The organism is Pseudomonas sp. AC211 (assembly GCF_979258055.1).
Map to the genome: position 1 here is coordinate 3,304,123 of NZ_OZ409830.1, position 25,742 is coordinate 3,329,864.

Below are 25,742 nucleotides of genomic sequence, written 5' to 3' on the forward strand. Positions count from 1 at the left end.
CGCCGCTGTTGCTGACGCTGCCGGCTTTGAGCTGCAAGGCGGTGGCGGATTCGATCAGACCATCGGTGTTGTTGAGGTGGCCGCTGAGGTTCAGGCCGACGGTGTCGGCGCCAACGGTGCCGTCGCTGTTGTTGAAGCTGGCGGCGTTAACGGTGAGCTCGGTTTTGGCCAGCAGACTGCCGCCCTGGTTGCTGAGGGCGCCAGCGGTCAGGACGACGCTCGCGCCTCGCAGCGTACCGGCGCTGTTGTCGGCGTCGGTGGCGGTCATGGTCAGCGCGCTGCCGTCCGCCTGCACGGTGCCGCCCGCGTTGTTCAGCGTTTTGGCGGTGAGGGTCAGGCCGTCGGCTTTGCTCAGCAGCAGGCCGTCGGCGCTGTTGTTGAGGGTGTCGGCCAGGGTCAGGCTCAGGGCTTTGTTGCTGGCGAGGGTGCCGGCGCGGTTGTCGAGGTTGTCGGCGGTGACGGTCAGGGTTTGTTGGCCGACGAGCGTGCCGCCCCGGTTGTCGATGGCGTTGGCTTTTACGCTGGCATCGCCCACGGCGACGATGGTTTTACCGGCGTTATTAAGACGTTGCAGATCGGTGTTCAAGCGGCCTTGGGAGCTGACGCTGCCGTTGTTGTTTAGCGTGCCGCCTTGGATATCGAGCAGTGCGGCGCTGTTGCCGCTGCCGTCGGCTTTTGCGCCGGCTTCGAGGCTGCCGTTGTTGGTGATGGCGGCGCTTGTGAGGCTCAGGTTGGCGCCGCTGGCGAGGCTGCTGGCGATGTCGATCTGGTCGGCGGTCAGCGTGGCGTTCTGGCTGGCGTAAACGGTGTCGGTGAGGTCGATGTGCTTGGCATTGGCGCTCACGCTGCCGGCACTGGCGACGCGCGCAACGGTGAGTTTGCCGTTGGCGTCGATGTGAATATCACCGCCGCTGGCGGCCATGTCGGCGGCAAGCTTTACGCCCACGCCGGCCTCGGTGCCGACCAGGCGGATGGCGCCGGCGTACATGCCGCCGAGTGCGGAGCTGTCGATGGCCAGCAGCGGCTTGGCGCTGCCGTCGTCGGCCTTGGCGGTGGCGGCCAGAGTGGTCGCATCCACTTCGTTGCGGCCGGCGATGATGTTCAGGCGCTGGGCTTGCAGCTCGGCGTTGAGTTTGGCGCTGCGGGTGATGAGGTCGAACTGGCTGATGTTCGACGCGTTGAGGCCGGCGCCTTCGATGTTGATTTCGCCGCCGTTGACGTCGAAGTGGTCGAGCTTGCCGTTGTCGATGACCGGCGCGCCGGTGGTCAGCGTGGCGCGCGGGGTGTTGATGAAGCCGCAGCCGTCGCAGGTGATGCCGTGGGGGTTGGCGACCACCACATGAGCGCCCTGCCCGGCTACTTCGGTGTAGCCCTTGAGCTGGCTTTGGTTGCCGCCGGTAACTTCGTTGAGGATCAGGTTCGCGGCACGACCGTTGAGGTTGCTGTTGCCGAGAATTACGCCGCCCAGTTGCGTGTCATTGAATGGGCCGGTGCCGTTATTGAGGATCAGGCCTGGCTTGCCGACGTTGTAGTCGGTGAATTTGTTGTGGGACAGGCCGCTGGCGTTGGGTGTGGCGATGTTCATGATCGGCACGCCGTTAGCCGCTTGGGTGATGGCAGCGTTGCCTGCGGCGTTGGGGTCGAGGGTGAGTTCAGCGGCGGTGCTGACGAGGGGATTGAGGAACAAGACGCCCGCGAGCAGGCGGGCGATTGAGCGGAAGAGCGGACTGGTTACGTCCATGTGGGCGTCTCGTTCGGCAGCGGTGGGAAGGCTGCAAAACTACGGCGCGCAAGCGGGGGCAGCTGCCGGGCGGGGCCGGAGGTGCCGTGTGACGGGGCGGAAAAAAGCTGGGGTTTGTTCGCTGTTAGAGGCCGTTCTTCTTTAGGCGGGCGTGGGATTGTGGTGTGCAGGGATCGGTGATCCGATCCGCCCCGATTGGCCGGGCCTGCAAACGCAAATCCCAACCCAGCACACAACCCCGTAGGAGCTAGCTTGCTAGCGAACCCTGCAAATGAAATTCGAGCATTCCTTTTCCAGGGTTCGCCACCAAGGTGGCTCCTACAAACGCTGTCGCGAGGGCAATCTCAATATTTCCCCACGGCATTAAAGAACCAGCCCTGGCTGCGATAGGACAAGTCGGTCAAGTCGTCGCTGAAGTCGCTGAAGTTGTAGCCCACGCCGGCTTTGAAGTGGTTGCCGAAGTGGCGATAAACGCCCACCAGCATGCCGGTGCGGCTGTCTTCGGCGGCGAATTCGTCGCGGCGGCGGACTTCGGCCATCAGGTCCCATTTTTTCACGACGTGCCAGTCCACCCGCGCGGCGACCAATTGCCCGCGGCTGTCGAACCAGTCGGCAGACGTGTCGCGGCTCATGCGCAGTTCGCTCAGGCGGTAGGCGTATTTACCGCCCACGCTCCAGCGTTCGGTCAGGTCGTAGATGCCGTCGATGGCGAATACGTGGCTGCGCTGGGCGTAGTCCACGGACGTGCCGGTGGCGGTCGACACCTGATCCGGTGGCGGCAGGTCGGCCAGGTAGGTGTATTTGGTCAGCAGGTTGAGCTTGTCGTTGAACACCGGGCGGTAGGCGTAGCCCAGGGACGCTTCGACGAAGTCGCCGTTGAAGTAGTCGCCACGGTCGGAGTTGCCGACGGAGAAGTCCAACTTGCCGATAAAGCGCCAGTCCGGGTTGACCTTGTAGCTGATGTTGTTGCGCATCAGCCACACGCTGAGGTCTTGCACGTCGCTGCTGTCTTCGCGGTATTCCAGGCGGCTGGCGTAGCGCAAGTCGCCGTTGCTGTAGCCGACCTTGCCGCCAATGGCGCGGCGTTTCAGGGCGTAGTCGGTCTCTTCGTTGAAGGTGCCGAATTCGGTGGTTACGCCGTAGCTCCAGTGGTCGTCCGGGGCGAAGTCCAGGCCGTAGCCTTGAATCACGCCGGCCTGGTCGCCGTGTTGCACGCGCTGTTCGGCGTACACGCTGGTGGTGTCGGTCCAGCGCGAACGGGCGCCGGAGACGAACTGGCCGGTGCGGCCGCTGCTGTCCAGGCCGCTGCGGCTGGCGAAACCGTCGTCGCTGCGGTCGCTGTCGAGCTGGTAGTTGAGGTAGACGTTGGTGCGGTCCGAGGCGTCGTAGCCCACGCCCGCTTTGGCGCCCAGGCCCAGGTTGCCGCCGGACAATTCGCCGTTCAACGAGGTGCGTTCGTTGAGGCGATAGTCGCCGCCCACGCCGAGGCGGTTGTTGGCTTGACGGGTGCCGTCGCGGGTCAGGGTGCCTTGGCCGAAGCCGTATACCGACCAGTCTTCCTGGGCGTGGTACAGGGCCTGGAACAGCGCGTCGTTGCGCTCGCCTTCGTCGTAGTCGCCGTTGTCGTAGCCGGCGTAGGTGCCGGTGTACAGGTTGCGGTAGGCGCCGCCGTAGGTTTGCCGGTCGTTGCGCATGCCGCCGGACAAACGCCAGGCGTCGCTCAGGTCGTAGGCCAGTTGCGCTTCGGCGGCGCGGCGCGAGCGGCCGCCGTCTTCGTCGGTTTCGTCGGCTTTAACAGTCACTTCGGTTTTGTCGTTCAGCGGCGCGGTGTAGCTGCCGCCCACCTGATCGGTGGCCAGCTCGGACAAACGCCCCGGTGCCGAGAAGCCGGCGTCGCGGTTTTCGAAGTAGAAGGTGCCCCGCCCTTCGGCGTCGTCAACCACGTCTTTGAGGTCGAACGCGGTTTCCACGCGGTTGGCGCGAGCGCGGGAGTCGGTGCCGGCCACTTGCTGACCAAAGCCGAAACCGCCGTCGTAGGAGAAGCGCTGGTCGAGGCTGTCGCCTTCGCTTTGTGCCGATTCCAGTTTCAGCCAGGTCCCTTCGCTGTGGCGCAGCAACAGGTCGCCGCCGCCAAGGGTTTGGTCTTCGCGGCCGGTCTGTTCTTGCATGCTGCCGGTTACGCCGACGCGCACGTTGTCGTTTACCCAGTAGGCGGCGCGACCACCGTAGGCCAGGTCGTCGAGCTGTTCCAGGCCCGGCGAGTATTCGTAGCCGACCACCAGGAACACCGGGTTGCCGGACAGGCTGCCGCCGGAGCGAATCAGGGTGCTGCCATCGGCGGTGGCCGACAGCGGCTGGGTGAGAATTACCCGGCCTTGCAGCGCGTTCACGTCATAGTCGATGCCGGCGGAAAGGTCCTGGCTGTGCAGCACCAGGCCCGAGTCTTTGTCGCGCACTTCGATGCGTACACGCTCGCTGCCTTCGGTGAGGTCTTGGTGACGGAGGTAGTACAACGAGCCACCGGTGCCACGGAAGTCTTCACGGGCCGAGGCGGTGCCGGGTTCGGCGGCGAAGCCTTCGATCTGCGCACGGCGTTCGCCAAAGGCGGTGAAGGCATCGTCGCGGTAGCGCACTTGCGCACCGTAGAGGCTGCGGTCGATCTGGGTCAGTTCGGTGTCGCGAATCTGCTCGCGGAAGTTACCCCACATGGCATGGGACTTCTCGTCCTCCACCTTGACGTAGAACTTGCCACGGGTCGGCGCGTCTTCGACCAGCGTCGAGTCGTCGCCGAAGGTGGCCCAGCCTTTGTCCGAGTCGGAGGTCATGCGGCGCAGGAATTCGCGCGGGTCTTTGTCGTTGAAGTTGCTGAACAGGCTGTCGGCGGGCGCTTCGCCGGTGTCGACGCTGCCGGTCACGGTGTATTTATCGTCCACCTTGCCTTTGGTGTAGAACGCCAGGCGGCCGTCGGCGTAGAGCTTGTCGTCGTAGTAGCGGTCTTCCTGAGTGACTACTCGGGCCGGGCCGCTGGTGTCTTGCTGGCCGACGGTGAAGTCGGCGATGGCCACCGTGAACCAGTCGTCTTGCGGCAGGCGCAGGTCGCGGCGGTAGATGCGGCCTTTGCCCTGGTCATCGAGCACGGCCACTTCCACGGTATGCAAACCGCGCGGAATGATTTGCGCGCTGGCAAAGGTGCCGTTGCTGTCGACCGGCACCGGGCGGCCCATGACGAACACGTGCTGGCCGTCTTTTACCTGCTTGCCGTTGAGCGTCACCGTGCCGCCGGCCACTGGAATGTTGTGGCGCTGCAAGCGGTTGCCGCCGTAGCCGGCCAACAGGTCGGCGGCCACGTCTTCGGGTTTTTCCTTGGGCAACTCGCCACGGCTGACCGAAAGCAACTGGGTGCTGGTTTCGTCGAAACGCCCTTCCTCGTCGTACACGCGAAGTTCGTAATACACCTGCTCCGGCGTGCCTTCTGGCGGCGTCCAGGTGCCGTTCAGTTGCGGATCGAGCACCACGGTTTCCAGCAGTTGCGGTTCGCCGAACAGACGGCGCTTACCGAGAATGCGCACCTCGGCACGTTTGATCCAATGCAGGTAGTTGCTGTAGCCGCTGAAGGTCATCGGCTCGCCGATACGCGCCACCCGCGCGCCAGACACCAGGTTCAGGCGCGGCTTGGCCGACAGGTTGTCGAAGCGCACTTGCAGCAGGTCGTGCGCCAGGGCCACGTCGACGCAGCGCTGCGTGTCGGCGCTGCCGGGCTGGGTGCCGTCTTGCGGCTGGCCGTCGACGCTGATGCTAAACGGCGTCATCGCGGCCGGTGCCACGCTGCCCGGCGCGCAGGCTTGCGGTTTGGCTGGCGTGCTGACGAGCGCTTCGTCGTACCAGATTTCCACTTCCACACGGCGGTTCAAGGTCCAGGCTTGCGGGCTGTCGCCGGTGATCAACGGCTGAGTGGCGCCGCGGCTGTCGAGCTGAATTTGCTCGGGTTTGAGTTTCAGGCGCTCACGAAACACCTCGGCCACTTCACGGGCGCGCTGCAAGCCAAGGCCCTGGTTGTCCTGGTAAATGGCCTGGCTGCGTTGCGACAACTGCTGCGGGTCGGTGTGGCCGACCAGGCGCACGCGCAGGTTGCGTTTGCCGACCAGATGGTCGAGGTGTTTTTGCAGGGCGTCGCTGTCACGCTCTGGCACGGCCGAACGGCCCGAGGCGAAACGCACTACCGGCAACCCTTCACGCAGCACCACGGCGCTGACGGTTTCGTCGCTGACGTTTACCACCTGATCGCGGTCGCCCAGGGCGCCGTCGAGTTGCCAAAGAATCAGTTTCTCGCGCGGCAATTCGCGCTCGGCGTTGGCCGACAGTGCCGGCAAACCACCCGGTGTGAACGGCCGGCTTTGCAGCAGCGATTCATCTTCCATCGCCCCGCGCGGCCCGTGCAGGCCGCAGCCTTTGTTCAGTTCACATTGCTTGCCATCCACTTGCTCGGCTACGGCCAGCGCCAGTGGGTTCAGGGTCAAGGCGGCGATGCCGCATACCCACAGATTACGCATGCTCATCGGATCACCTCCACGCTATCAGTCGCCGGTACGATTTCTTCCTCCAGTTGCAGGTCGTAGCAGCAGTCGTGGGGCTCCCAATGGGCTTTGATCCAGTCCTTCACATAGTCGACACGGGCACGGGCATCGCTCACTTCACCGTCTACCGGCATGCGGTAGGCGATTCGCAGAATCGACGGCTGTGCGTACAGCAATGGCAGTACTTCATCGAGCCGCGCCAGGTACTGCGCGGTCAGCTTGTTGTTGGCGTCGAAGGCCTCGCTGTTGAGGTCCAGACGCACCACGCGGTGCACGCTGGCGCCGAAGTTGGCTTTCACCAGACGGCCCTGGGTCATGCGCACCACGCGCGGGTTTTCGGTGGTGATGCGGTAGCCGGTTGGCAGGGTGCGTTCGTCCACTTTCAGAATGAAGTTGCTGCCACGCATCTCGCTCGGCACGTCGGCGCAGGCGATGTGGTAACGGCCGTACTCATCCGTGGTGATCAGCCAGCCTTTCGGCGTGGCCAGGCGCACGCCGGGAATGCCGGGCTCGCCTTCGTCCTGGTAGCCGTTGCGGTTTTTGTCGTCGAACACTTTGCCGATCAGGTCGGAGCAGTCGAACGTCGGGTCGGCCACCACGCGCACGCTGGCGGTGGCGACGTTGGATACCCGCGCGTTGGCCGACAGGTTCAGGGCCCATGTCTGGTTCACGTATTCGTTGAAGCCCACGCCGGAACCGACCACCAACAGCACCTTGATGGTCACCACCTGGCCGCCGTTGAGGGTGCGAGCCGGCCAGCGCAGGCGCCGCCCTTCCACTTCCGGTTCGGTGGGCACGCCGTCCACTTGTGCGGAGTTTTTGATGTATTTGAAGCCCGGCGGAATCTGGTCTTCGATGGCGATATTGGCCAGCGCGCTGGACAGCGTGTTACGCGCGGTCAGCACATAGGGCACCAGCTCGCCACGGCTGACGTTCACTTTTGGCGTGTTCTTGGTCATCACAATCGCGCCACCCAGAATCGGGTCGAGCGGAATGTGGTTGTTGATCACGTCATCGGAACTGCCGCTCAAGCGGAAGGCCAGGTAGTACTGGGTGGTGCCGCTGCCAACCGGCAGGCCGGCAGCCGAGGCCGGGCAGGCGGCCGGGTTGTGGGCAGGAATGCCGGGGCCGGGGGCCGTGGCGCCGTTTTGTACCAGCGTCGGTGCGCCGTTGTTGGTGGCGATCAGAGTGGCCTGGCAGCTCGGAATCAATGCCGAAGGCTGCTGCAGGTAGCCCGCCGGTGGCGTTACCTCCAGTTGGTAGTTACCGGCCGGGGCGGCTGGCGTCAGGAAGAACTGGTAGAAGCCGTCGCTGCCGGTGCTTTGCACGGCGCTGGCGTTGCCGCCCACCAGATGCACGGCCGGGTTGAAGCCGCTCGGGCCGATGATGCGCACCACGGCGCCGCCAACCGGTTCGCGGGTCACGGCGTCGTAGACCACGCCGGACGGATCGACCGGCAGGTTCTGTTCAACGATCTGCGCGCCGCCCGTTACCACGATATCGATGGTGCGGGTGGCCGGGTTCACCGTGCCGTTCACCGCGCCGTTCGGGTCTTGCGCCACCGGCGTGCCATACGGTGCGCGGCTCACGGGGTGGAAGAACGACAGGCTGTAGGCGCCCGGCAACAAGGTCAGTTGGTAGGAACCATCGTTGGCCGTGGTCGCGGTGGCGAGCACCTGACCACCCGCGTTGCGCGCCTCCACCAGCCAGCCTTCCAAGCCACGCTCGTTGGCGTTTTGTTGCTCGTCGCGGCTGACCGATTCAAACCACACCTTGCCCGACACGCTGGCACTGGTGGCCGCGCCGTCGCGCTCGCCGAACAGGTAGCCGAGCACATCGGCGCCGTTGATTTGCACGGCGCTGATGGCATCGCTGCCGACGCCGCCTGGTGCACCGCCGCCGCTGCCGGCAGTGTCGCGACCATCCTGATAGGCCGCAGGTTGTGTTTCGTTGACGCGGTAGGTGCCGTTGGGCAACCCGTCGAAGCGGTAGGTGCCGTCGGCCGCCGTCACGGTGGTGCAGGCGCTCAGGGGCAGCAGGGTGCCGCAAATAGCGGTGCCGTCTGCGGTGGTGCCGCTGAGGGTGACGGTCACGCCGGGAATGCCCTGCTCGTCCGGCTCGCGGCTGCCGTTGTCGTTGTTGTCCAGGTACACCAGACCCGACAGGCTGAAGCCGGTTTCGGCGAAGTCATAGGCGGTGCCGTCTTCATCGGGCGCCACCACAATGCCGCTGATGCGGTCGCTGCCGCCGGGGTTGTTGGTCGCGGTGCCGCCCAGGCTGCCGGCGTGTTCGCGGCCGTCGGCAAAGGCGTTCAGCGGCGCGCTGTTGTTGGCTTGCTGGGTCAGGGTGTAGCCGCTGGCGTCGCTGGCCGGCAGGGTGAACAGGTAAGCGCCGGTGGCGTCGGTTTGTACGGTGCAGGTGGTTTGCACGGTGCACACGTCTACGCCATTCAAGGTGTTGCCAGCCAGGCTGATGCTCACGCCCTGAATGCCCTTCTCGCCCGCCTCGCAAATGCCGTTGTCGTTAGCGTCCACGCACACGCGGCCGGCCAGGCTGGCGCTGACCAACTCGCCGAACAGGTAACCCGTGGCGGCTTCTTCGCGGCCCAGGGCGATGGCGCGCACTTCGTCGGTGCTGCCGGTTTGCACGTGGGTGCCGCCAGCGGTGCCAACGGTGTCGCGGCCATCGAAGTAGCCGGTGGGCAGCACTTCGGTGACGGTGTAGCCCGCCGCGTCAGCCGAGTTCAGGTTGTCGAACAGGAAGCTGCCGTTGGCGATGGTTTGTACGGTCACGTCGACGGCGTTGCCGTAGGCGTCGTTACCGGTCAGGCGCACGGCCGCGTTGGGGATCGGGTTTTCGCCCGCGCCAAACGCGCCGTCGTTGTTGCCGTCGACAAACACGCTGCCGGCGATGCTGGACTTGATCACCCGCACGGTGCCGCAAGCGCTGACGTTGTTGCCCGACACCGGGTCGATCTGGTCGGTGGTAGCGGTGGCGCAGGTTTGCGCGGTGCCGCCGGTGGGGTAGCTGATAAAGCGAACGGGCGCGGTGACGATGGGTTTGGCGCCCGCTGTCACGGTGCCGAAATCACACGCCAGGGCCTGGCCGGTGACGGTGCAGGTGCCGCTGGTGTTATCCACCGTGTTGGTCCAGGTCACCGGCGAGCCGCTGATGTATTCCATCTCCGACGGCAGCGTGCTGCTGAGGTCGGTTTGCCCGGAGGTGCCCGGCCCGTTGTTGTCCACTTCGAAGCGCCAGTTGAACGGCTCACGCACCTCCACCGGGCCTTGGTTTGGCACGGTGATGGCGATGTCGGAACGCACGCGGATGGTGGTGGTTTCGGTGTCGGCGTCGTCGGCCGGGTTGGTGTCGTTTTCGTTGGTGAACACTTCGGCGCGGGTGCTGACGGTGTAGCCGCTGGTGTCCGGAATGGTCAGGGCGCGGAAGGTCAGGTAGCGCGAAATGCTGGCGCCGGTGGCTAGTTGCGCATCGCTGCCGGTGAATACGCAGTTCACGGTCATGGTCGCCGGGCCGGTGACGCTGCTGCCCACTTGGTCGCAAATGCCCAGGTCGGCGCCGCCTGCTGCCGTGGCGATGCCGTTGAAGCGCATGGTTTTGCCGGCCGGTGGCGTCATGGCGTAGCTGAAGCGCAAACCGGTGGCCAGCGACGGGCCCTGGTTGGTGATGCGCGCCAGGTAGTCGATGTCGTTGTTGGCGTTGTTGCCGCCGCTGGTGGGATCAAAACCCAGCGGGTCGGGGCCGGCTGGCGCGTTGTCGTTGGTGACGATCAACACGTTAAGCGCGGCGTTACTCACGGTCAGGCTGGCGCTGGCGAAGTTGCCTTGGGCGCCACGGGTGACCGAGGCGTCGGTGCCGATGTCGCCGGTTACGCCGCTCAGGTCTTCGGCGGTGGTGGTGCTGTACACGCGCGCCTGGTTGGTCAGCGTGGCGCTGCCTTGCGAACCGCTTTGCCAGTTGGGGCGCACCACCACGCTGATGGTGCGTTGCTCGCCCGAGGGCAAGGTGAAGTTGCTGCACGTAAGCGTTTGCGTGCCGGCGTTGCTGTACGAGGTGTTGGCAGTCAGGCCGGAACAGGTGCCGCCGCCTGTGGCGCTGGCAGAAATAAAGGTGAAGCCCGGCGCGCCGTTGCCAATCAGGAAGTCATCTTTGACCACCACGTTCTGCGCCGTGCTTGGACCGACGTTGCGGAACGTCAGGGTGTAGGTAGCGTTGGTGCCCGCCTCCAGCGTGGTAGGCGTGACCACTTTGGACACCATGTTGAGGTCGGCAATCGGCTGAATGCGCACATCCACCGAGGCCACGTTGTTGCTGCGGTCCGGATCGCCCTGGCTGGTGGAATACACCGAAGCCTGGTTGGTGAAGTCGCCGTCGTTAAGGGCGCGAGCCATGGGGATGCTGACGGTAACGGTGTCGCCGGTTTTCAGCACGCCGCCGTTCTGGTCACAGCTGACCAGGCCGCTGCCGTTTACAGCGCAGGCGAAGGTGGCGGTCGAACCGTTGGTGTTGCTGACCACTGAAGTGACGGTGCCCACTACCGTGCCGGTGCGGTAGGCCGGCAGCTGGTCGCGCACTTGCAGGTCAACGGCGTCGATGGGATTGCTGTTGCTGTCGCCCAGGTTGCGCACCACCAAGCTGTAGGTCAGCGTGTTTTCGGTGTTGAGCAAGGTGACGCGGTTGCCTGGCGCCGTGGTGGTGTTGGACGGCGTGGTCACCGACTTGGCAATGGCCAGGTCCACCGAAGCGGTGGCAGCGGTAGCAGTCACCGACGCGGAGATCACGCCGATGCTGTTCCATTGGCCGGGGTGGGCGATGGTGGCGGAGTTGCTCAGCACGCCGGCCTGTTCGGCGCGGGTGATGATCACCAGTGGGTTGTTGTCGGCATTGCGCACGGGAACCGGTGCGGTGTTGGTGCACACCACGGAGGTGCGGCCGGCGCTTGGCACGCCCGGCTGGGCGGAGCAATTCCAGGGGCCGCTGGCGCTGACGAAGGTTTCCTGGTTGTCGTTGAGCACGTCGGTCAGCGTTACGGTGCCGGTTTGCGCGGCGTACGGGCCCTGCACGTTGGTCACGCGCAAGGTGCTGGTCATGTTGGTGCCGATGGCCACCGGGTTCGGGGCTTTGGTTTTGGTGAAGGCCAGGTCCACAGCGTTGTCGGGGCTGACCAGCAGCGGACGGGTGGCCGTGTTGTTGCTCGGCAGCGGATCAACCGGGCCGGCGGCGCCGCCGGTGATTACCGCGCGGTTGTCGTTCGGGCCGCTATAGGAAGTCGGCGTCGCATCGTTTGGCGCGGTGGCCGTTACGGTGATGGTGTTACTGCGCCCGCTGGCGTAGCTGCCGGCGAACGGGCAAGTCAGCAGTTGGCCGCTCCAGCTACAGGCGCCCCACCCTGCCCCGCTCGGCGTGGCCGTGCCAGGCGTGAAACCGGCCGGCAGTTGGAAGGTGACGTTAAGGCCATCGGTGGCTGGGCTAGGGCCGGCGTTAACGGCGGTGAGCACGTAGGTCACGGTTTCGCCGGGTTCCACAGGCGATGGCGACGGCACGGCCTGGGTGATTTGCAGATCGGCGCCGGGGCTGACGCTGACGCTGGCACCGCTGCTGTTGTTGCTGCCGTTCGGGTCGGCGGTGGCCGAGGTGATGGTGCCGCTAACGGACACGTTGCCGCTGGTGACCGAGTTGGACAGGCGCGTGACAATCGACAGCGGCGGGTAGTTGCCGCCCGACGCCAGACTCAGCGGCCGCAAGCAACTCACCACTTGGCCGTTGATGGCGCAGCCCCAGCCGCCGCCCGAGGCGGACTGGTAAGTCAGCGTGGCTGGCAAGGTGGTGGTGAAGGTCTGGTTAGTGGCGGCGTCGGGGCCGGCGTTGCCGCCGTTGACGGTCCAGGTGATGTCGCTGCCGCCAGGAGCGCTGGCCGGGCCGGTGACCACAGCCGACAAGTCGGCGCCATTGTTGATGGTGGCGCTGCAGGTTTGCTGGTTGTTGGCCGGGTTCGGGTCGGTGTCGCCGGAGCCTGCGGTGAACACGGCGTTGCTGCTGATGCTCGGGCCGGTGGGCGCCGAGGTGCGCAGTTGCAGGCGCACGGTGCCGCTGGACGCCCCGGCAAGCGTTGGAAATGCGCACGTCACTTCGCCAGGCGCGGCGCCGTCATGGGTACAGCCAGCCGAGGCCGAACCCGGCACATAGCTGGCGGTGGCCGGCAACGGAATACGAATGGACGCGCCGCTGGCAGCCGCCGACGAGCCGTTCTCATAGTTCAGGTCGACGGTGACCACGCCACCGCGAATGCCGGGGTTGGGGCTGGTCAAACATTGCGTCAGGCTCAAATCGGTGGTGGCCGCCTGCGCCGCCCCGGTCATTGCCCAGACTGTTGCCAACACGGCGCCGTACAAGCGCTTCCTGCGAATCAAACCCGACACAACGCGACTCTCCCTATGGTGCCAAACGGGCCTTCTGCGCTTTGCAAAGCAAAACGCTCCTAGAGCCGGGCGGCAGATGCCGCAGCCCTGAAGGTCATTACGGTGGCGTCAAAAAAGTGCGGCGAAGATCGGCGAACGCAGACCCGCGAACAAGCCGCGAACCGGCAACTGAACGGTGCGCAAAAACGCACGGGCGTCCGGGCCGGCAAAGGTCCGTTGAGCAGGGAAAACACATGAGGAAATGGGCGAAGCGCCGCTACGCATGGGCTCGCTTAGCAGGCGCTGGCACACAGCGGCTTTTGCCTGGGCGGACGGCAAAAGTCGCTTTGGCAAACCCAGCGGCGACCGGCGGCATGAACCATTTTTTCAGTAGCGTGTCCGCAGCGTCACGCCGGCGGTGCGTGGGTCGCCCACTAGCACGCCGTAATCACCGGCACCGAGTTGGGCGTACACCGCCGTCAGGTAACGCTCGTCGAACAGGTTGCGCACCCAGAATTCGGCGCTCCAGGTGGCGTCGTTTTCGCGCACGCCCAGACGCAGGTTAGTGATGGCGCGCGAGGGCATGTCGCTGCCCGGTCCGCCTTCGAGCGTGCCCTGGTAGCTGCTGCGAAAGCTGTAGTCCAGGCCAACGTACTGTTGCCAACCGGGCAACCATGGCCGGTGATAGTCAAGGCCAGCGCTGGCGCTCCAGCGCGGCGCGTTGAACAGCCGTTCGCCGCTGCGATCACACACCAGCTGCGGCGAGCCGGGGCTGCACGGTGCGTTGGCAAAGTCGGTGTAGCGCGCGTCGCTCAGCGCCACGCCCAGGCGCAAGTCGAGGCGCTCGGTGGCACGCAGGGCGCCGTCCAGCTCCACACCGCGAAGGCGCACCTGGCCGACGTTGATCAGGTTGTTGCGAATGGGCGGCGAGAATTGGTCGACCGGCGCCGAGTTCGACAGCGCCTGGTAGTCATCGACATCGGTCTGGTACAGCGCCAGGTCCAGCGACGCGCGCTCGTTCCAGAAGCTGCGTTTAAGGCCCACTTCATAAGCCGTGGCGCGCTCGGAATCAAAGGTAGGCTGGGCGCCCGGTTGAATCACTTCCAGGTTGATGCCACCGGCTTTGTAGCCGCGCGAGGCGCTGGCGTAACCCAGCAGCTCATCGGTAAAGCGGTAGCTGAGGGCCAGTTGGCCGGAGACGTTGTGCTCGTCAATGTCATCGTCGCGGTAATAGCCATACGGCTTGCCCAACGTGGTGTCGCGCAACAGCTGCCCGCCAATGCGCGAGACCAGATCATTGCCCAACGGCGCCAGGCCGGACACCGAGCGCGACAACCAGCCCTGCTTTTTCTCGTGGCTGTAACGCAAGCCCGGGGTGATATCCAAGCGCTCGGTGGCGTGCCAGGTGAACTGGCCGAACACGGCCTGGCTGACGCTGGTTTGCTCACCGTCGAATGCCTGCCGCGAACCCGCCAGCAAGGATTTTGGAATCATCGAGGGGCGAATGCCGAGCAGCTTCACTTCCGGCCGATCCCCGAGAAAAAACGCGGCGGCATCGTCACCGAAGCCAACATCGACCTGCCGGTTGAAATGTTGCTTCAGGTAATACGCGCCTACCACGTACTCCAGCGTGTCGCCGAGCGAATCGCTCAGGCGCAATTCCTGGCTGAATTGGTGGTGGTCGAGCTCAGCGCCGACCTTGGCAACGTCGAGGCCGCCGCCGTCGCCGTCCAGATCAGTGCTGTAACGCCAGTCGCGGTAGCCGCTGATGCTGGTGAGCGTGGCGCCGTTTGCCAGCTGCTGATCGAGCTGCAAGGTTACGGCGTTTTGCAGGGTTTGCGTGGTGTTGCGTTGGTCTTGCTGCACCTCGCGTTTGTACGGGTCGACCTTCAGCGGCCGGTAGCCGACGTACGCCGAACGCTGCAAGGTTTGTTGGCTGTAGTGGCTGGGCAGGAACACGTTGCTGTGCTCGTCTTGCCAACCGTATTCGCCGATCAACCGCGCGCTGAATGCGTCGGTTGGCGTAAACAGCAACTGGCCGCGAACGCCTTGGCGGTTTTGGTTGGCGAGGTCATGGCCGTCGTAGCGGTTGTCGATCAGGCCGTCGCGGCTGACGTCGAACGCGGTCAGGCGTCCGGCCAGCACGCCGTCCACCAGCGGCCCGGAAAACGTGCCGCGATATTGTTCGGTGCCGTGCTCGCCATAGGTGATTTCGGCGTTGCCTTCGGGGATGAAAGTTGGCGCGCGGCTGAACACATTAACAGCGCCGGCCGTGGTGTTTTTGCCGTACAGCGTGCCCTGCGGGCCGCGCAGCACTTCGATGCGCTCGATATCGGTCAGCTCGGAAACCGACATTCCGGCGCGGCCCAGGTACACGCCATCAAGAAACACCCCGACGCTGCCTTCCAGGCCATCGTTGTAGGCGCTGGAGCCCAAGCCGCGAATGCCGTAGCTGGCGTAGCGCTGGTTGGGCACGGACACCAGCAAGGCCGGCACCGCCTGTTGAATGGCTTCCATGTCGTGCAGCGCTTGTGCGTCGAGGCGCTCGCCGTCGAGCACGTTCATGGCCACCGGCACATCGCCGGCGCGTTCGTCACGGTGGCGGGCGCTGACCCGCACCTCTTCCAGTTGCAGCGGCTCGCTCACGGCAACCGTTTGAGGCTTTTCCTCGGCAACGGGCAAGCCGCCTGGCAGCAGCAAGGCCAAGAGCGCAGCAGAGGTTTTCAGGCTGAGTGTGGAGCGGCGCATCAACCCGTCAGCGCCTCGTGTTTGCTGCAGCTCCAACGTTCGATGCAAGCCAGCAACTCGCCACTGCCCACTGGCTTGAGCAGCACCGCATCGAAACGCTCGGTCATGCCAGCCGGTGGCCTGGCCGGAGACGCGGAATACAGCAACGCTGGCAGGTGCGGGTAGCGCTGACGCACCTCGGCGAGCAACGCCCAACCGTCCATGCCGGGCATGTTTTGGTCGCTGATCAACAGGCAGTACGGCGCTTTTGCAAGGTAGTCCAAGGCGCTGGGACCATCGGCGGCCACGTCCACGTCGAAGTTGTAGCCGGAGAGCAGGTCGAACAGGGCTTCGCGGTTATGCGCCACGTCATCAACCACAAGAATGCGCCGCTCGCCGCCCTCGACACTGCCGCCGTGGCTGTCGAGCAGGCCGCTTTCCAGTTCATCTTCGGCGGCCAGCTCCAGGCTGAGGTCAAAGGTGAAACGGCTGCCCACGCCATCGGGCGCATCAAGCTTGAGTTCCGCGCCCATGTGCAGCAGCAGTTGGCTGACGATCGAAAGACCGAGGCCGGTGCCCTGGAACTGCGCGGCATTGCGACCACGGCGGAACGGCAGCAGCAAGTGCTCGCGCTCGTCGGGATGAATGCCGATGCCGGTATCGGTGACGGCAAAGCGCACCACTGCGTTGGCGCCTTCTACGCGTAGGCACTCGACCTCGAAGCGAATATCGCCGTCGTGGGTGAATTTGGCGGCATTGCTGAGCAGGTTGATCAGTACCTGACGCAAGCGCTGGAAATCGGCACGCACCAGCGGCGGCAGGTCATCGCCGAGGTGGCAGGCGAAGCAGTTGCCTTGGCGCTGGGCGAGAAACGCCGCTTCCTCTTCGATCTCGCGCAGAAAGCCGTACAGGTAACCGGGGGCGAGGGTCAGTTCCATCTGCTGCAACTCGCTGCGGGAGAACTCCAGCAGCTCATCGATCATTTCCAGTTGCTGGCGGGCGTGGCGCTCGATTTTGCGTGGGTAGTCCCGCGACTCGCCGCCCTGCAGCAGCCGCGCGTAATCGATGATGCCCACCAAGGGCGAGCGCAAGTCATGGCTAATGCGCGCCATCAGCGAGCTGCGCGCTTTGCAACGATTCGCGCAGCTGGCGGGTACGGCGCTCTACCGTGCTTTCCAGGCGCTCGTGCTCGGCCTGACGCTGCACGTTGAGATCGGTGAGCGCGCGGTTTTCCCGGCGGCGGCTGAGGATCACTTCGGTGATCAGAGTGCACACCAACAGCACCACGCCGGGCAACGTGGACGACAGGCTGAGAAACGCATCGCGCGATTGGCCGGGCAGCACGTCGTTGAGCGAAAGCACATAGCGCACCACAAACTGCACGGTGTACAACGCCGGCACCGCGTAGGCCATCCAGCGCAACCGCACGCCCTGGCGCCAGGCGGCGAACAGCGTGGCCGGCAGCAGCGCATAGATGCCCACGCGCACCACCCACTCAACGAAGATTCGCCCGTCCGGCCGCGCCACAAACCAGTCCCAGGCGTAACCGGCGAGGTAAGCCAGCAGCAGCAGGTTGAACAGGTGGCGCCACACCGCCGGCAGCCGGCGCACCTCCAGCAATAACCGCGCGTAACCGAGCAAGCAGATAAACGAGAGAATGCTGATGAGCGTGGTGATCTCCAGCGACCAGCGCAGCAGGCTCGGCCAGGTCACCAGATAGCCGTTGATAACGGCGGTGAGCAGCAGATAAAAACACACCACGCCGGCATGGGCTTGCAACAGCCGCGAGCCGAGAATCCAGCCGACGATCAGGCTGAACGGCACAATCAGCAGCACGATGCCCAGGGTCACGCCGTCGGCCAGGTACACCGACTGGCGCTGCTCGAGCAGTGCGTCGTCGGTCCATAGCGTGGGCGCCAGAATAAACAGCGACGGGCCGGCCACCCGAACCAGCACCGTGCCCTGCTCGCCGGCTGCCAACGCCACGGGAAAACGCGGCTGACGATCCGCCACCGGCCATTGCTCCAGCGGATACGCGCTGCCAGCACGCATGGCCGCCACCTGTGCGCCGCGCTGCACGAACACCTGAACATCATGCAAGCGCGGGTTGCCGACCGTGAGCCAGCGCTGGCAAGCCTCTGCACCGTCGTTGCGGATTGCCAGGCGCAGCCAATACGCGGTGCGGCCGTACTCGCGCACCACGGGCAAGCGTTGCTGGGTGACAAACGCGTCGCTGGCTTGCACCTGCTCCAGCGTCAGGGCGGCGCTGGGGTCTTCAAGCAGTTGCACATGGCCGCTCAGGTCGGTTTTGCCGCTGCCACACAGCGGCATGGCCAGCGTCAGCGACGAGCAGCACAACGTGATGAGCAGAACAACTAAGCGGATCATTGTGCAGCCGGCACCGCATCCTGCATTTGCTGGCGGAATTGGCTGGGGGTGATGCCCTGGCGTTCACGAAATGCAGTGGTGAAATTGCAGGCGCTGCGAAAACCCACCAACTCGGCGATGTCTTGCATGCTCATGGCGCTGTCGGCCAGCAGCTCTTGCGCACGGCGGATACGCGCGTCGCGCACATACGCGAACACGGTGGTGCCCAGGTGCTCACGGAAAATCGTCGACAGGCGTTTGTCATGGGTGCCGACTTTGCGCGCCAGGTCGGCCAGCGACGGCAACTCGTCGAGGCTTTGACCAATCAGGCGCATGGCGGCGCGCAGAATCAGTTCGTCGGGCGAGGCGGATTCAGCCGGCGAATGATTGGGCATAACCGCCGTTTCGCGCCAGGCGAGCTGCAAGTGGATGCGCATACGCGCCAGCACTTCCTGCGGCTCGCACGACTTCAGCACGTAATCCACACCGCCCAGCGACAAGCCCTCCAGACGCTCTTCAAGCGAACCGGCGGACGTCAGGTAAATGATCGGTACGCGCTGGGTGGCCGGCGCTTCACGCAGCAAACGGCCAAGGGTGAAGCCGTCCATTTGCGGCATGCGCACATCCAGCAGAATCAGGTCGGGACGCAGCGCCAGGGCGCGCTGGTAGCCCTGGCGGGCGTCGGTGGCCAGCGACAGGCGCCAAGGTTGCGCGCGCAGCAGGGTCAGGATCGAGCGGATGTCTTCCGGCACATCATCGATCACCAAAATCTGCGGCACATAACTGGCCGGCATGCTCATGTTTCCATCCCCCTGCTGCGCACTTCGCCCTGATTTGGGCAGCGTCCCCGCATTCAAAAGCCCCACCCGTGCATTCAAAGGTGGGTGTGTAACGGGGCCGCTACGATAGCGCAACAAACACAGGGGGAAACATGCCCAAGCTCGCGAAATCCGACAACCAACCGTTGTTTAGGCAGCAACCCAAAGCCGTTACCCACGCCAATTTGCTGCGCGACCTGTACTGGTACGTGTGCGTGATCGAAGCGGGCGGCTTTTCCGCCGCCGCCGAGCAAACAGGCGTCGGCAAATCGAGCTTGAGCCGGCGCATCGCGCAGTTGGAACGTCAACTCAACGCGCAATTGCTCAACCGCAGCGCGCGCCTGTGCACCATGACCACCATTGGCGAGCAGGTGTACCGCCACGCGCTGGACATGGTCGCCGCCCTGGACGCCGTGCTGCTTAGCGCACAGGAATCGGCCACGCTGCCGGCCGGCTTGCTCAAACTGGCCGTGCCCAGCGCCCTGGCCGACTGGGCACTAGCGACCATGGCCAGCTTCCAGCGTCGTCACCCCGAAGTGCAGTTCGCCCTGAGCGTGGAAGACGGCCCGATAGACCTGGGCGCCAAACGCCTCGACCTGGCGCTGACGCTCGGCGCTGTGTCCACCACCAGCAGCTCGATGGTGGCGCGCGAGCTGGCGCAATTGAACATGGCCATCGTCGCCAGCCCGGTCCTGATCAAACAACTGGGCCACCCAAAGAAACTGGCCACCGTAAACGACCAGCAACTGATCACCACCGGCAACGCCGCCCTGCCCGACCCCTGGCAACTGGCCTACGACAGCCGCCGCATCAGCCACCCGGCGCTGGTAGTGGAGTCGGCGCAAACCGCGCTAAAAGCCGCGTGTGCCGGGCTGGGCGTGGCGTATTTGCCGCTGCACACCTGCCAGGCAGAACTGGCCGCGCAGCGGTTGGAACTGGCGTGCCCGAACGAAGCAGTTGGCGTGGTGACGCTGCGGGCACTGACCTTGCCGCATAAAGGCATTTCGTCGGCGACGCGGCATTTTATTGAGCATGTGAAGCAGGCGTTGCAGGGGGCGGGGTTTTGAGGCGTTTGTGGCGGTGATCAGCGTTTGCAGGAATCGCGGCTAAAGCCGCTCCCACAACAGCAACAGCAACAGCAACCTGTAGGAGCGGCTTTAGCCGCGATGCGCCGGCCCTGCAAAATCCAAATTCCAAACCAGCACACCACCCCGTAGGAGCTAGCTTGCTAGCGAACCCTGCAAACCAAAATCAAGAATTCCTGTTCCAGGGTTCGCCACCAAGGTGGCTCCTACAAAAGCGGGTTTTGCATTCGCTCCCAAAGGCCCCTCACCCGCCCTTCGGGCACCCTCTCCCGCGAGCGGGCGAGGGGATTGTTCAGGCACCGCGTTCGGCTCGGCTCCCCTCTGCCCGTTTGCGGGAGAGGGGCTGGGGGTGAGGGTTTTGCATTCGCCGCAAAAGGCCCCGCTCCCGCCCTTCGGGCACCCTCTCCCCTAGCGGGCGAGGGGATTGTTCAGGCACCGCGTTCCGCTTGGCTCCCCTCTGCCCGTTTGCGGGAGAGGGGCTGGGGGTGAGGGTTTGCGTTCGCCGCAAAGGCCCCTCACCCGCCCTTCGGGCACCCTCTCCCGCAAGCGGGCGAGGGGATTGTTCAGCCACCGCGATCGGCTTTGCTCCCCTCTGCCCGTTTGCGGGAGAGGGGCTGGGGGTGAGGGTTTGCATTCGCCGCCAAAAGCCCCTCTCCCGCTAGCGGGGGGACTGTTCGGCTACCGCGTTCCATTATTTGCGACCGCTACAAGCGCTCTACAGCCGCCCTGTTCTAAGATGCCGCCCACACCGTCACAAGGAACGCCGGCGCCATGCATGCCTCTTTCGAGCCGCTGATTCATATCGATTGGAAACTACCAGGCGGGGAGTTGTTGGCGTTGTTCCAGCATTACTACCCGGACCTGCCGCTGTTCGCCGGCCCTTCCTTTGAAGGCCTGCTTGACGAGTTTTGCAATGAAATGCCGGAACGCTGCCTGGATGCGTTGGCGCCTTTGTTAGCGGCGCAGGGGTATGATCTGTGGAACCTGGACGCCGGTGCCGACGATTACCGCCCGGTGATCGTACCCACTGCACTGCGCCAGGCGTTTGCCGAGCACTGGCAAAGTCACCCCGGCGATTTTGAGCTGACGCCCTGCCTGATCGAGCCAGCCGCCCCCGCCGCGAAAAATCCTAAAGCCAAACGCAGCAAACTCAAGTGGTTGCAGGAGGTGCACGAGTATCCGGGGCCGACGTATTTCGACGAGTCGCAGTTCAGCAACGGCTACGCCGCCATCACTGAAGAAGACGAAGGCCAGTGGCTGTGCTTTCTGATCGATTACAACCAATGGCCGCCCACTGAGCAGGACATGCTGGAGAACCGCAGCGACGACATCGACGGCGCGGACTTGCGGCTGTTGGAGGCCAGCGCCGAGCACAGCCTGTGGAAGCGCCGCGCTGTGTCTGGCGATTACAGCCACGATGATCGCTATGTGTATGAGCTGCGCCGCGGCGATGATATTCAGGCGTTCGGCCCGGCCGGCGAGCAATGGCCGGGGTTCGAAATACCGGGCCTGGTGGTGGACGGCGAAATCTTCGAACGGCAGAGGCTTTATGAGCCGAGCCCTCTGACCCGCGTATGGCGAATTACGCCACGCAGCAGCGAAGTCATTTTTGAGTTCGAGGACGAGCTGACCATTCTGTCGTTCGGCCCAGGCCGCGTGCTGTTTATGCAGCACAACGGTTCGCTGTGTTGGATCTGGAACCGGGACACCCAACAGGTCAGCCAAGGCCAACCCCTGCCCTGCTCCGCCTATCAGCTGCGTGCCGCCAGCGCTTACCTGGGTGATGACGAGGTGCTGCTGTTCAGCGAAAGCCATCGGCAGAACACTGAGCACGACGGTTACCAGGAAACGGTATTGCAGGCCTGGCGTTTCAATGTGCTGAGCGGCGCCACGAGAAAGGCGTTGCTCGATGGCTTTGGCACCGAGGTGCAGCAGGAAACGCGGATGCTCGTCACCCAGCCCAAGCACAGCATCACGCTGCGCACGTTCCAGGGGCAGTTACAGGTTTGCCGGGGGCATGGCGATTGGTGGTTGTGGACATACCGCTCCAACACGTTCGGCACCCACACCTTGGCGTGGTGGTGGAATCAACGCAGCGACGAGGTGGTGAAGCTCACCAGCCTGGACATACCGCGTGTAAAACCCGAGGTTCGCTATGTGCCCGCGCAGGACCGCTACCTGGCCTTTGAGACCGATTTTGTGGCCAGGCTGCCGGCCTTCGCCGACATGCTCCAGGCCAAGGGTGCCGAAGTGCTGAGCTTCGAATAAGCCTGGGCTTACGAAGCGGCGGGCGCGGTCAGATAGGCCACCAGGGTGTCGGCGCACGCGGTGATCGCGCCGTCGAGAACCATCTCGTAGCCATGGGTGTTTTCGGTGGGAATGGCCAGGCAGCCGGCTTTCGCTACGGTGCCCTGCCCCATCACCGCGCTGGCGTCCGAGGCGAAATCCACCAGCAGGGCGAACTGCGGCGTGTAACCGCAGCGCTCGGCGGCGTGGGCCAGTTCGGTGGCGACGGCGCGGGTGTAGTAGCCCTTCTGATCGCCCGTGTTGATGATCGGATTTACGCTCAGCTCGGTGCCGTATTCGTCCACCACCGGGCCGACTTCAATGGCAATCGCCACGTCGCACGGCAAGGTGGCGGCGGCATAGGCGGCGCCCGCGTTGCTTTCTTCTTCCAGGGTGGTGAACACGAAGTACACCGGGCGGGTGAGCTCGCCCCGGCGCTCGGCCAGCGCTTGCGCCGCTTGCAGCACGGCCGCCACGGGGGCGCGGTCATCCATGAAGTGCGCGGCCAGGGCGTCGTTTACCCGCCAGGGGCTGCGCCACTGTTTGCTCAGCACCACGCGCACGCCGGGCCGCACGCCCAGGCGCTTCAAGGCTTGCGGCGATTGGCGGGTGATCACGTGCACATCGGCCCATTTCACCGCGCCGCTTTGCACGTCTTTGCCTTGCAACGAGCCGCTGGTTTCGTGCATCGAGCCAAACGACAACACGCCCGGCAGCAAGCCCTCGTCGGCCATGATTTCCACCGGGCACATGCCGAAGTTCACCGGGTTGGCGCCGCCCAAGGCGATCACGCGCAAAGTGCCGTCGGGCTCCACACGTTTGACCACCATGGCGATTTCATCCATGTGCGCCATCACGCTCACGCCATGTTCAGGGGCAGCGCCGGCGCAGGCGGCTGCGCCAATCACGCCGAGCACGTTACCAGCCGAGTCAACCCACACGTCGTCGCAGTGGCGTTGCAGTTCTTCCAGGCAGATGGCGCGCACTTCGTCTTCCTGGCCGCCGGGGCCGCGCGCGGCAAGCAAGCGGGTGAGCAAGTGCTGCTCGCGCTGGAGCGAATCGTGGGTGCGGTCAGTCATGCGACAGTCCTTGTTACTTCATGCCCAGACGCTTGCGCATCTGCGCGGTAATGGTTTGTTTGACCTTGTCGTAGCCTTCCCACGGATCGTCGCCCAGCTCGCCGAGGCGTTCGTGCAGGTTATGGATGGTCCATTGGTTGGCGCTTTTCAGCTCGAAGATTTCATCGCGGTAAATGGGCACCGACACCGGCAAGCCTTCACGGGTGCGCACCGCATAGGCGCCAATGGTGGTGGCGCCCTGGCTGTTACGCAGGTAGTCGATGAAGATTTTACCGATGCGATTCTTCGGCCCCGACACCGCTGAGAAACGGTCCGGCATCAGGTGCGCCATGTGCTGCACGATGCGCTGGCTAAAGTTTTTCACCGCCTCCCAGCTGTCTTTCGGCTTGAGCGGCACCACCAGGTGAATACCTTTGCCTCCGCTGGTTTTCAGGAATGATTTCAAGCCCAGTTCATCGAGCAAGGCCTGGGTCAGCTGCGTGGCTTCGACCATGGCTTTCCAGGGCAGCGCCGGGTCCGGGTCAAGGTCGAGCACAAAGCGGTCGGGGTGCTGGAAGTCGGCCGAGGTGGCGTTCCAGGTGTGCAGTTCGATGGTGCTCATTTGCACGGCACCAATCAGCGCCTCAGGGTTGTTGATCATCATCACCGGCTGGCCGGCGAATTCCTTGCCCATGGATTCAATGCCCGGAATCGCCAACTTTTCGGCGTTTTTCTGGAAGAACAACTCACCGGCGATGCCTTCCGGCGCGCGCACCAGCGCCACGGGGCGATGCTGTAGGTGCGGCAGAATCCACTCGGCGACGCTGGCGTAGTACTCGACCAGTTGCATTTTGGTCGAGCCGCTGCTGGCGTCGATGACGCGCTCGGGGTGGGTGATGCGGATCTGCTCGTTGCCCTTGGTCACGGCCAGCTTGGCTTTTGGCTTGGCTTGCGCTTTGGGTGTGGCCGCAGCCTTGGCTTCTGGCTCGGCTTTAGCGGCGCCTTTGCTTTTGCCTTTGGCGGGCGGCGCTTTTGGGGTTTCTTCGGTGATCTGTTCAGCCGGTTTGTCGTTGCGCAGGCCATGGAATACCGCATGGCGCACCGAGCCGTCGCGGGTCATTTCGGCATACGCCACCTCGGCCAGCAGCGACGGTTTCAGCCAGTGCACACCGCGAAACTCGGAGCCGGTTGGCGGGTTGGCGAACGCTGGCTTTTTCACTTCCAGGGGTTTGAGTTGCGCATGAACGGTGGCCAGGGTGCGCTCATTGAAGCCGGTGCCAACCTTGCCGGCGTAACGCAGCTCGCCGCTGTCTTTGTCATGCAGGCCCAGCAATAACGCACCAAATGCGCTGCGGCTGCCTTTGGGCTCGGTGAAGCCGACGATGACGAATTCTTGCCGGTGTTTGCACTTGAGCTTGATCCAGTCATCGCTGCGCCGGCTCACATAACGACTGCCCACGCGCTTGCCGATCAGCCCTTCCAGCTGCATTTGGCACGCGCTGTTGAGCATGGCTTCGGGGGATTCTTCGAAGTCGGCGGAAAAGCGCACCACTTCGTCTTCGCTGCGTTCGAGCACTTGCTCCAGGGCGACGCGGCGCTGTTCCACCGGCACGTCGCGCAAGTCCATGCCGTTGAGGTACATGAGGTCGAACAGGTAGTAGACGATGGCGCCGCTGGCACCGCTCTCGAAGGCGTTTTGCAGCGCTTGGAAATCCGGGTTGCCCTGTTCGTTGGCGACGATAATTTCGCCATCCAGCCAGGCAGACTCCAGGCCCAGACTGGCCACGGCCTCGGCTTGGCGTGGCATTTTCGCGGTCCAGTCGTGACCGCTGCGGGTGTACAGGCGCACATCGCCGTCTTGCACGCGAGCGAGGATGCGATAGCCGTCGAATTTGATTTCGTAGCGCCAGTCGCCGCTGGGCGGGGTTTCCACCAGCGTCGCGAGTTCCGGCTTGATGGTTGCGGGCATCGCCGCTTTCACGGCGCCGCTGAGGGTGGCGCTTTTTTTGGACGCCGCGCGCTTGGGCTTGGCCGGCTCGCTGGCCACCGGTTTCGGCTCAGCCGCCTTGCCCTTGGCGCCGCGCTTTTTCGGCACGATGGTGCGGTCGCTAAGCACGCTGTCGGGTTGGGCTTCGACGATGTCGTAGTCGGCTTCGGGCTTGGCGGCTTCGTCTTGATGCTTGATTAGAAACCACTGTTCTTTGGCGCCCTGCATATGGGTGCGCACCAGGTTCCACTGGCCGCTGAGTTTTTCGCCTTCAAGCTCAAACTTGAGCCGGCCTTTTTCGTACCCGGCCACTGGGTCGCCGACCGGCTTCCAGATGCCACGGTCCCAGACGATCACATCACCGGCGCCGTAGTGCCCTTCGGGAATGTTGCCCTCGAAGGTGGCGTAGTCCAGCGGGTGGTCTTCGACATGCACAGCCAGACGCTTGACCTTCGGGTCCAGGCTCGGACCTTTGGGCACCGCCCAGCTTTTCAGGGTGCCTTGCAGCTCCAGGCGGAAGTCGTAGTGCAGGCGCGTGGCGTCGTGTTTCTGAATGCAGAACTGCAGCGCATGCTCGGTGCTTTTTTTCCGCGAGGAACGCTTGGCGCCGCTGGGTTCTGGTGTGGCGTCGAAGTCACGCTTGCGGTTGTATTCGTCGAGTGCCTTGGCCATAGAACAATGTC

The 25,742-nt window shown here is 64.4% G+C and carries 10 protein-coding genes and 1 pseudogene; 2 read left to right on the plus strand and 9 right to left on the minus strand.

Annotation, left to right across the window (positions count from 1 at the left end; all coding sequences use genetic code 11):
* Nucleotides 1-13 precede the first annotated feature (13 nt).
* The 7 genes and pseudogenes from ACZZZP_RS15550 to ACZZZP_RS15580 form a co-directional block, all read right to left on the minus strand.
* A pseudogene (locus ACZZZP_RS15550) lies at nt 14-1,741 on the minus strand (filamentous hemagglutinin N-terminal domain-containing protein); the annotation flags it as partial.
* Between the two features lie 344 nt (nt 1,742-2,085).
* Nucleotides 2,086-6,297, minus strand: coding sequence for an OmpA family protein (locus ACZZZP_RS15555; protein WP_463383365.1), 4,212 nt, complete (start codon nt 6,295-6,297; stop codon nt 2,086-2,088).
* Entirely contained in the window at nt 6,294-12,752 is a 6,459-nt protein-coding gene (locus tag ACZZZP_RS15560) for an SdrD B-like domain-containing protein (protein ID WP_463383366.1), read from the minus strand. Before ACZZZP_RS15560 ends, ACZZZP_RS15555 begins: the two co-directional genes overlap by 4 nt.
* Nucleotides 12,753-13,118: 366 nt before the next feature.
* Nucleotides 13,119-15,479 (minus strand): TonB-dependent receptor, encoded by a 2,361-nt coding sequence (locus tag ACZZZP_RS15565; RefSeq protein ID WP_463383367.1) that lies wholly within the window; start codon nt 15,477-15,479, stop codon nt 13,119-13,121.
* Nucleotides 15,479-16,570, minus strand: coding sequence for an ATP-binding response regulator (locus ACZZZP_RS15570; RefSeq protein WP_463536676.1), 1,092 nt, complete (start codon nt 16,568-16,570; stop codon nt 15,479-15,481). Before ACZZZP_RS15570 ends, ACZZZP_RS15565 begins: the two co-directional genes overlap by 1 nt.
* Entirely contained in the window at nt 16,557-17,846 is a 1,290-nt protein-coding gene (locus ACZZZP_RS15575; RefSeq protein ID WP_463536677.1) for a 7TM-DISM domain-containing protein, read from the minus strand. Before ACZZZP_RS15575 ends, ACZZZP_RS15570 begins: the two co-directional genes overlap by 14 nt.
* Nucleotides 17,843-18,625 (minus strand): response regulator transcription factor, encoded by a 783-nt coding sequence (locus ACZZZP_RS15580; RefSeq protein WP_463383369.1) that lies wholly within the window; start codon nt 18,623-18,625, stop codon nt 17,843-17,845. The genes ACZZZP_RS15575 and ACZZZP_RS15580 overlap by 4 nt, the downstream gene beginning before the upstream one ends.
* Nucleotides 18,626-18,756: 131 nt before the next feature.
* Between ACZZZP_RS15580 and ACZZZP_RS15585 the strand changes: the two genes are divergently transcribed.
* A complete protein-coding gene (locus ACZZZP_RS15585) occupies nt 18,757-19,710 on the plus strand; it encodes a LysR family transcriptional regulator (protein ID WP_463383370.1) in 954 nt (317 codons plus the stop codon).
* Between the two features lie 789 nt (nt 19,711-20,499).
* A complete protein-coding gene (locus ACZZZP_RS15590) occupies nt 20,500-21,996 on the plus strand; it encodes a hypothetical protein (protein WP_463383371.1) in 1,497 nt (498 codons plus the stop codon).
* Between the two features lie 8 nt (nt 21,997-22,004).
* Here the strand turns inward: ACZZZP_RS15590 and ACZZZP_RS15595 are convergent, their stop codons facing one another.
* Nucleotides 22,005-23,093, minus strand: a complete 1,089-nt coding sequence (locus ACZZZP_RS15595) for a M20/M25/M40 family metallo-hydrolase (protein ID WP_463383372.1) — start codon at nt 23,091-23,093, stop codon at nt 22,005-22,007.
* Between the two features lie 13 nt (nt 23,094-23,106).
* Nucleotides 23,107-25,731 (minus strand): DNA ligase D, encoded by a 2,625-nt coding sequence (ligD, locus tag ACZZZP_RS15600; RefSeq protein WP_463536678.1) that lies wholly within the window; start codon nt 25,729-25,731, stop codon nt 23,107-23,109.
* Between the last annotated feature and the right edge of the window lie 11 nt (nt 25,732-25,742).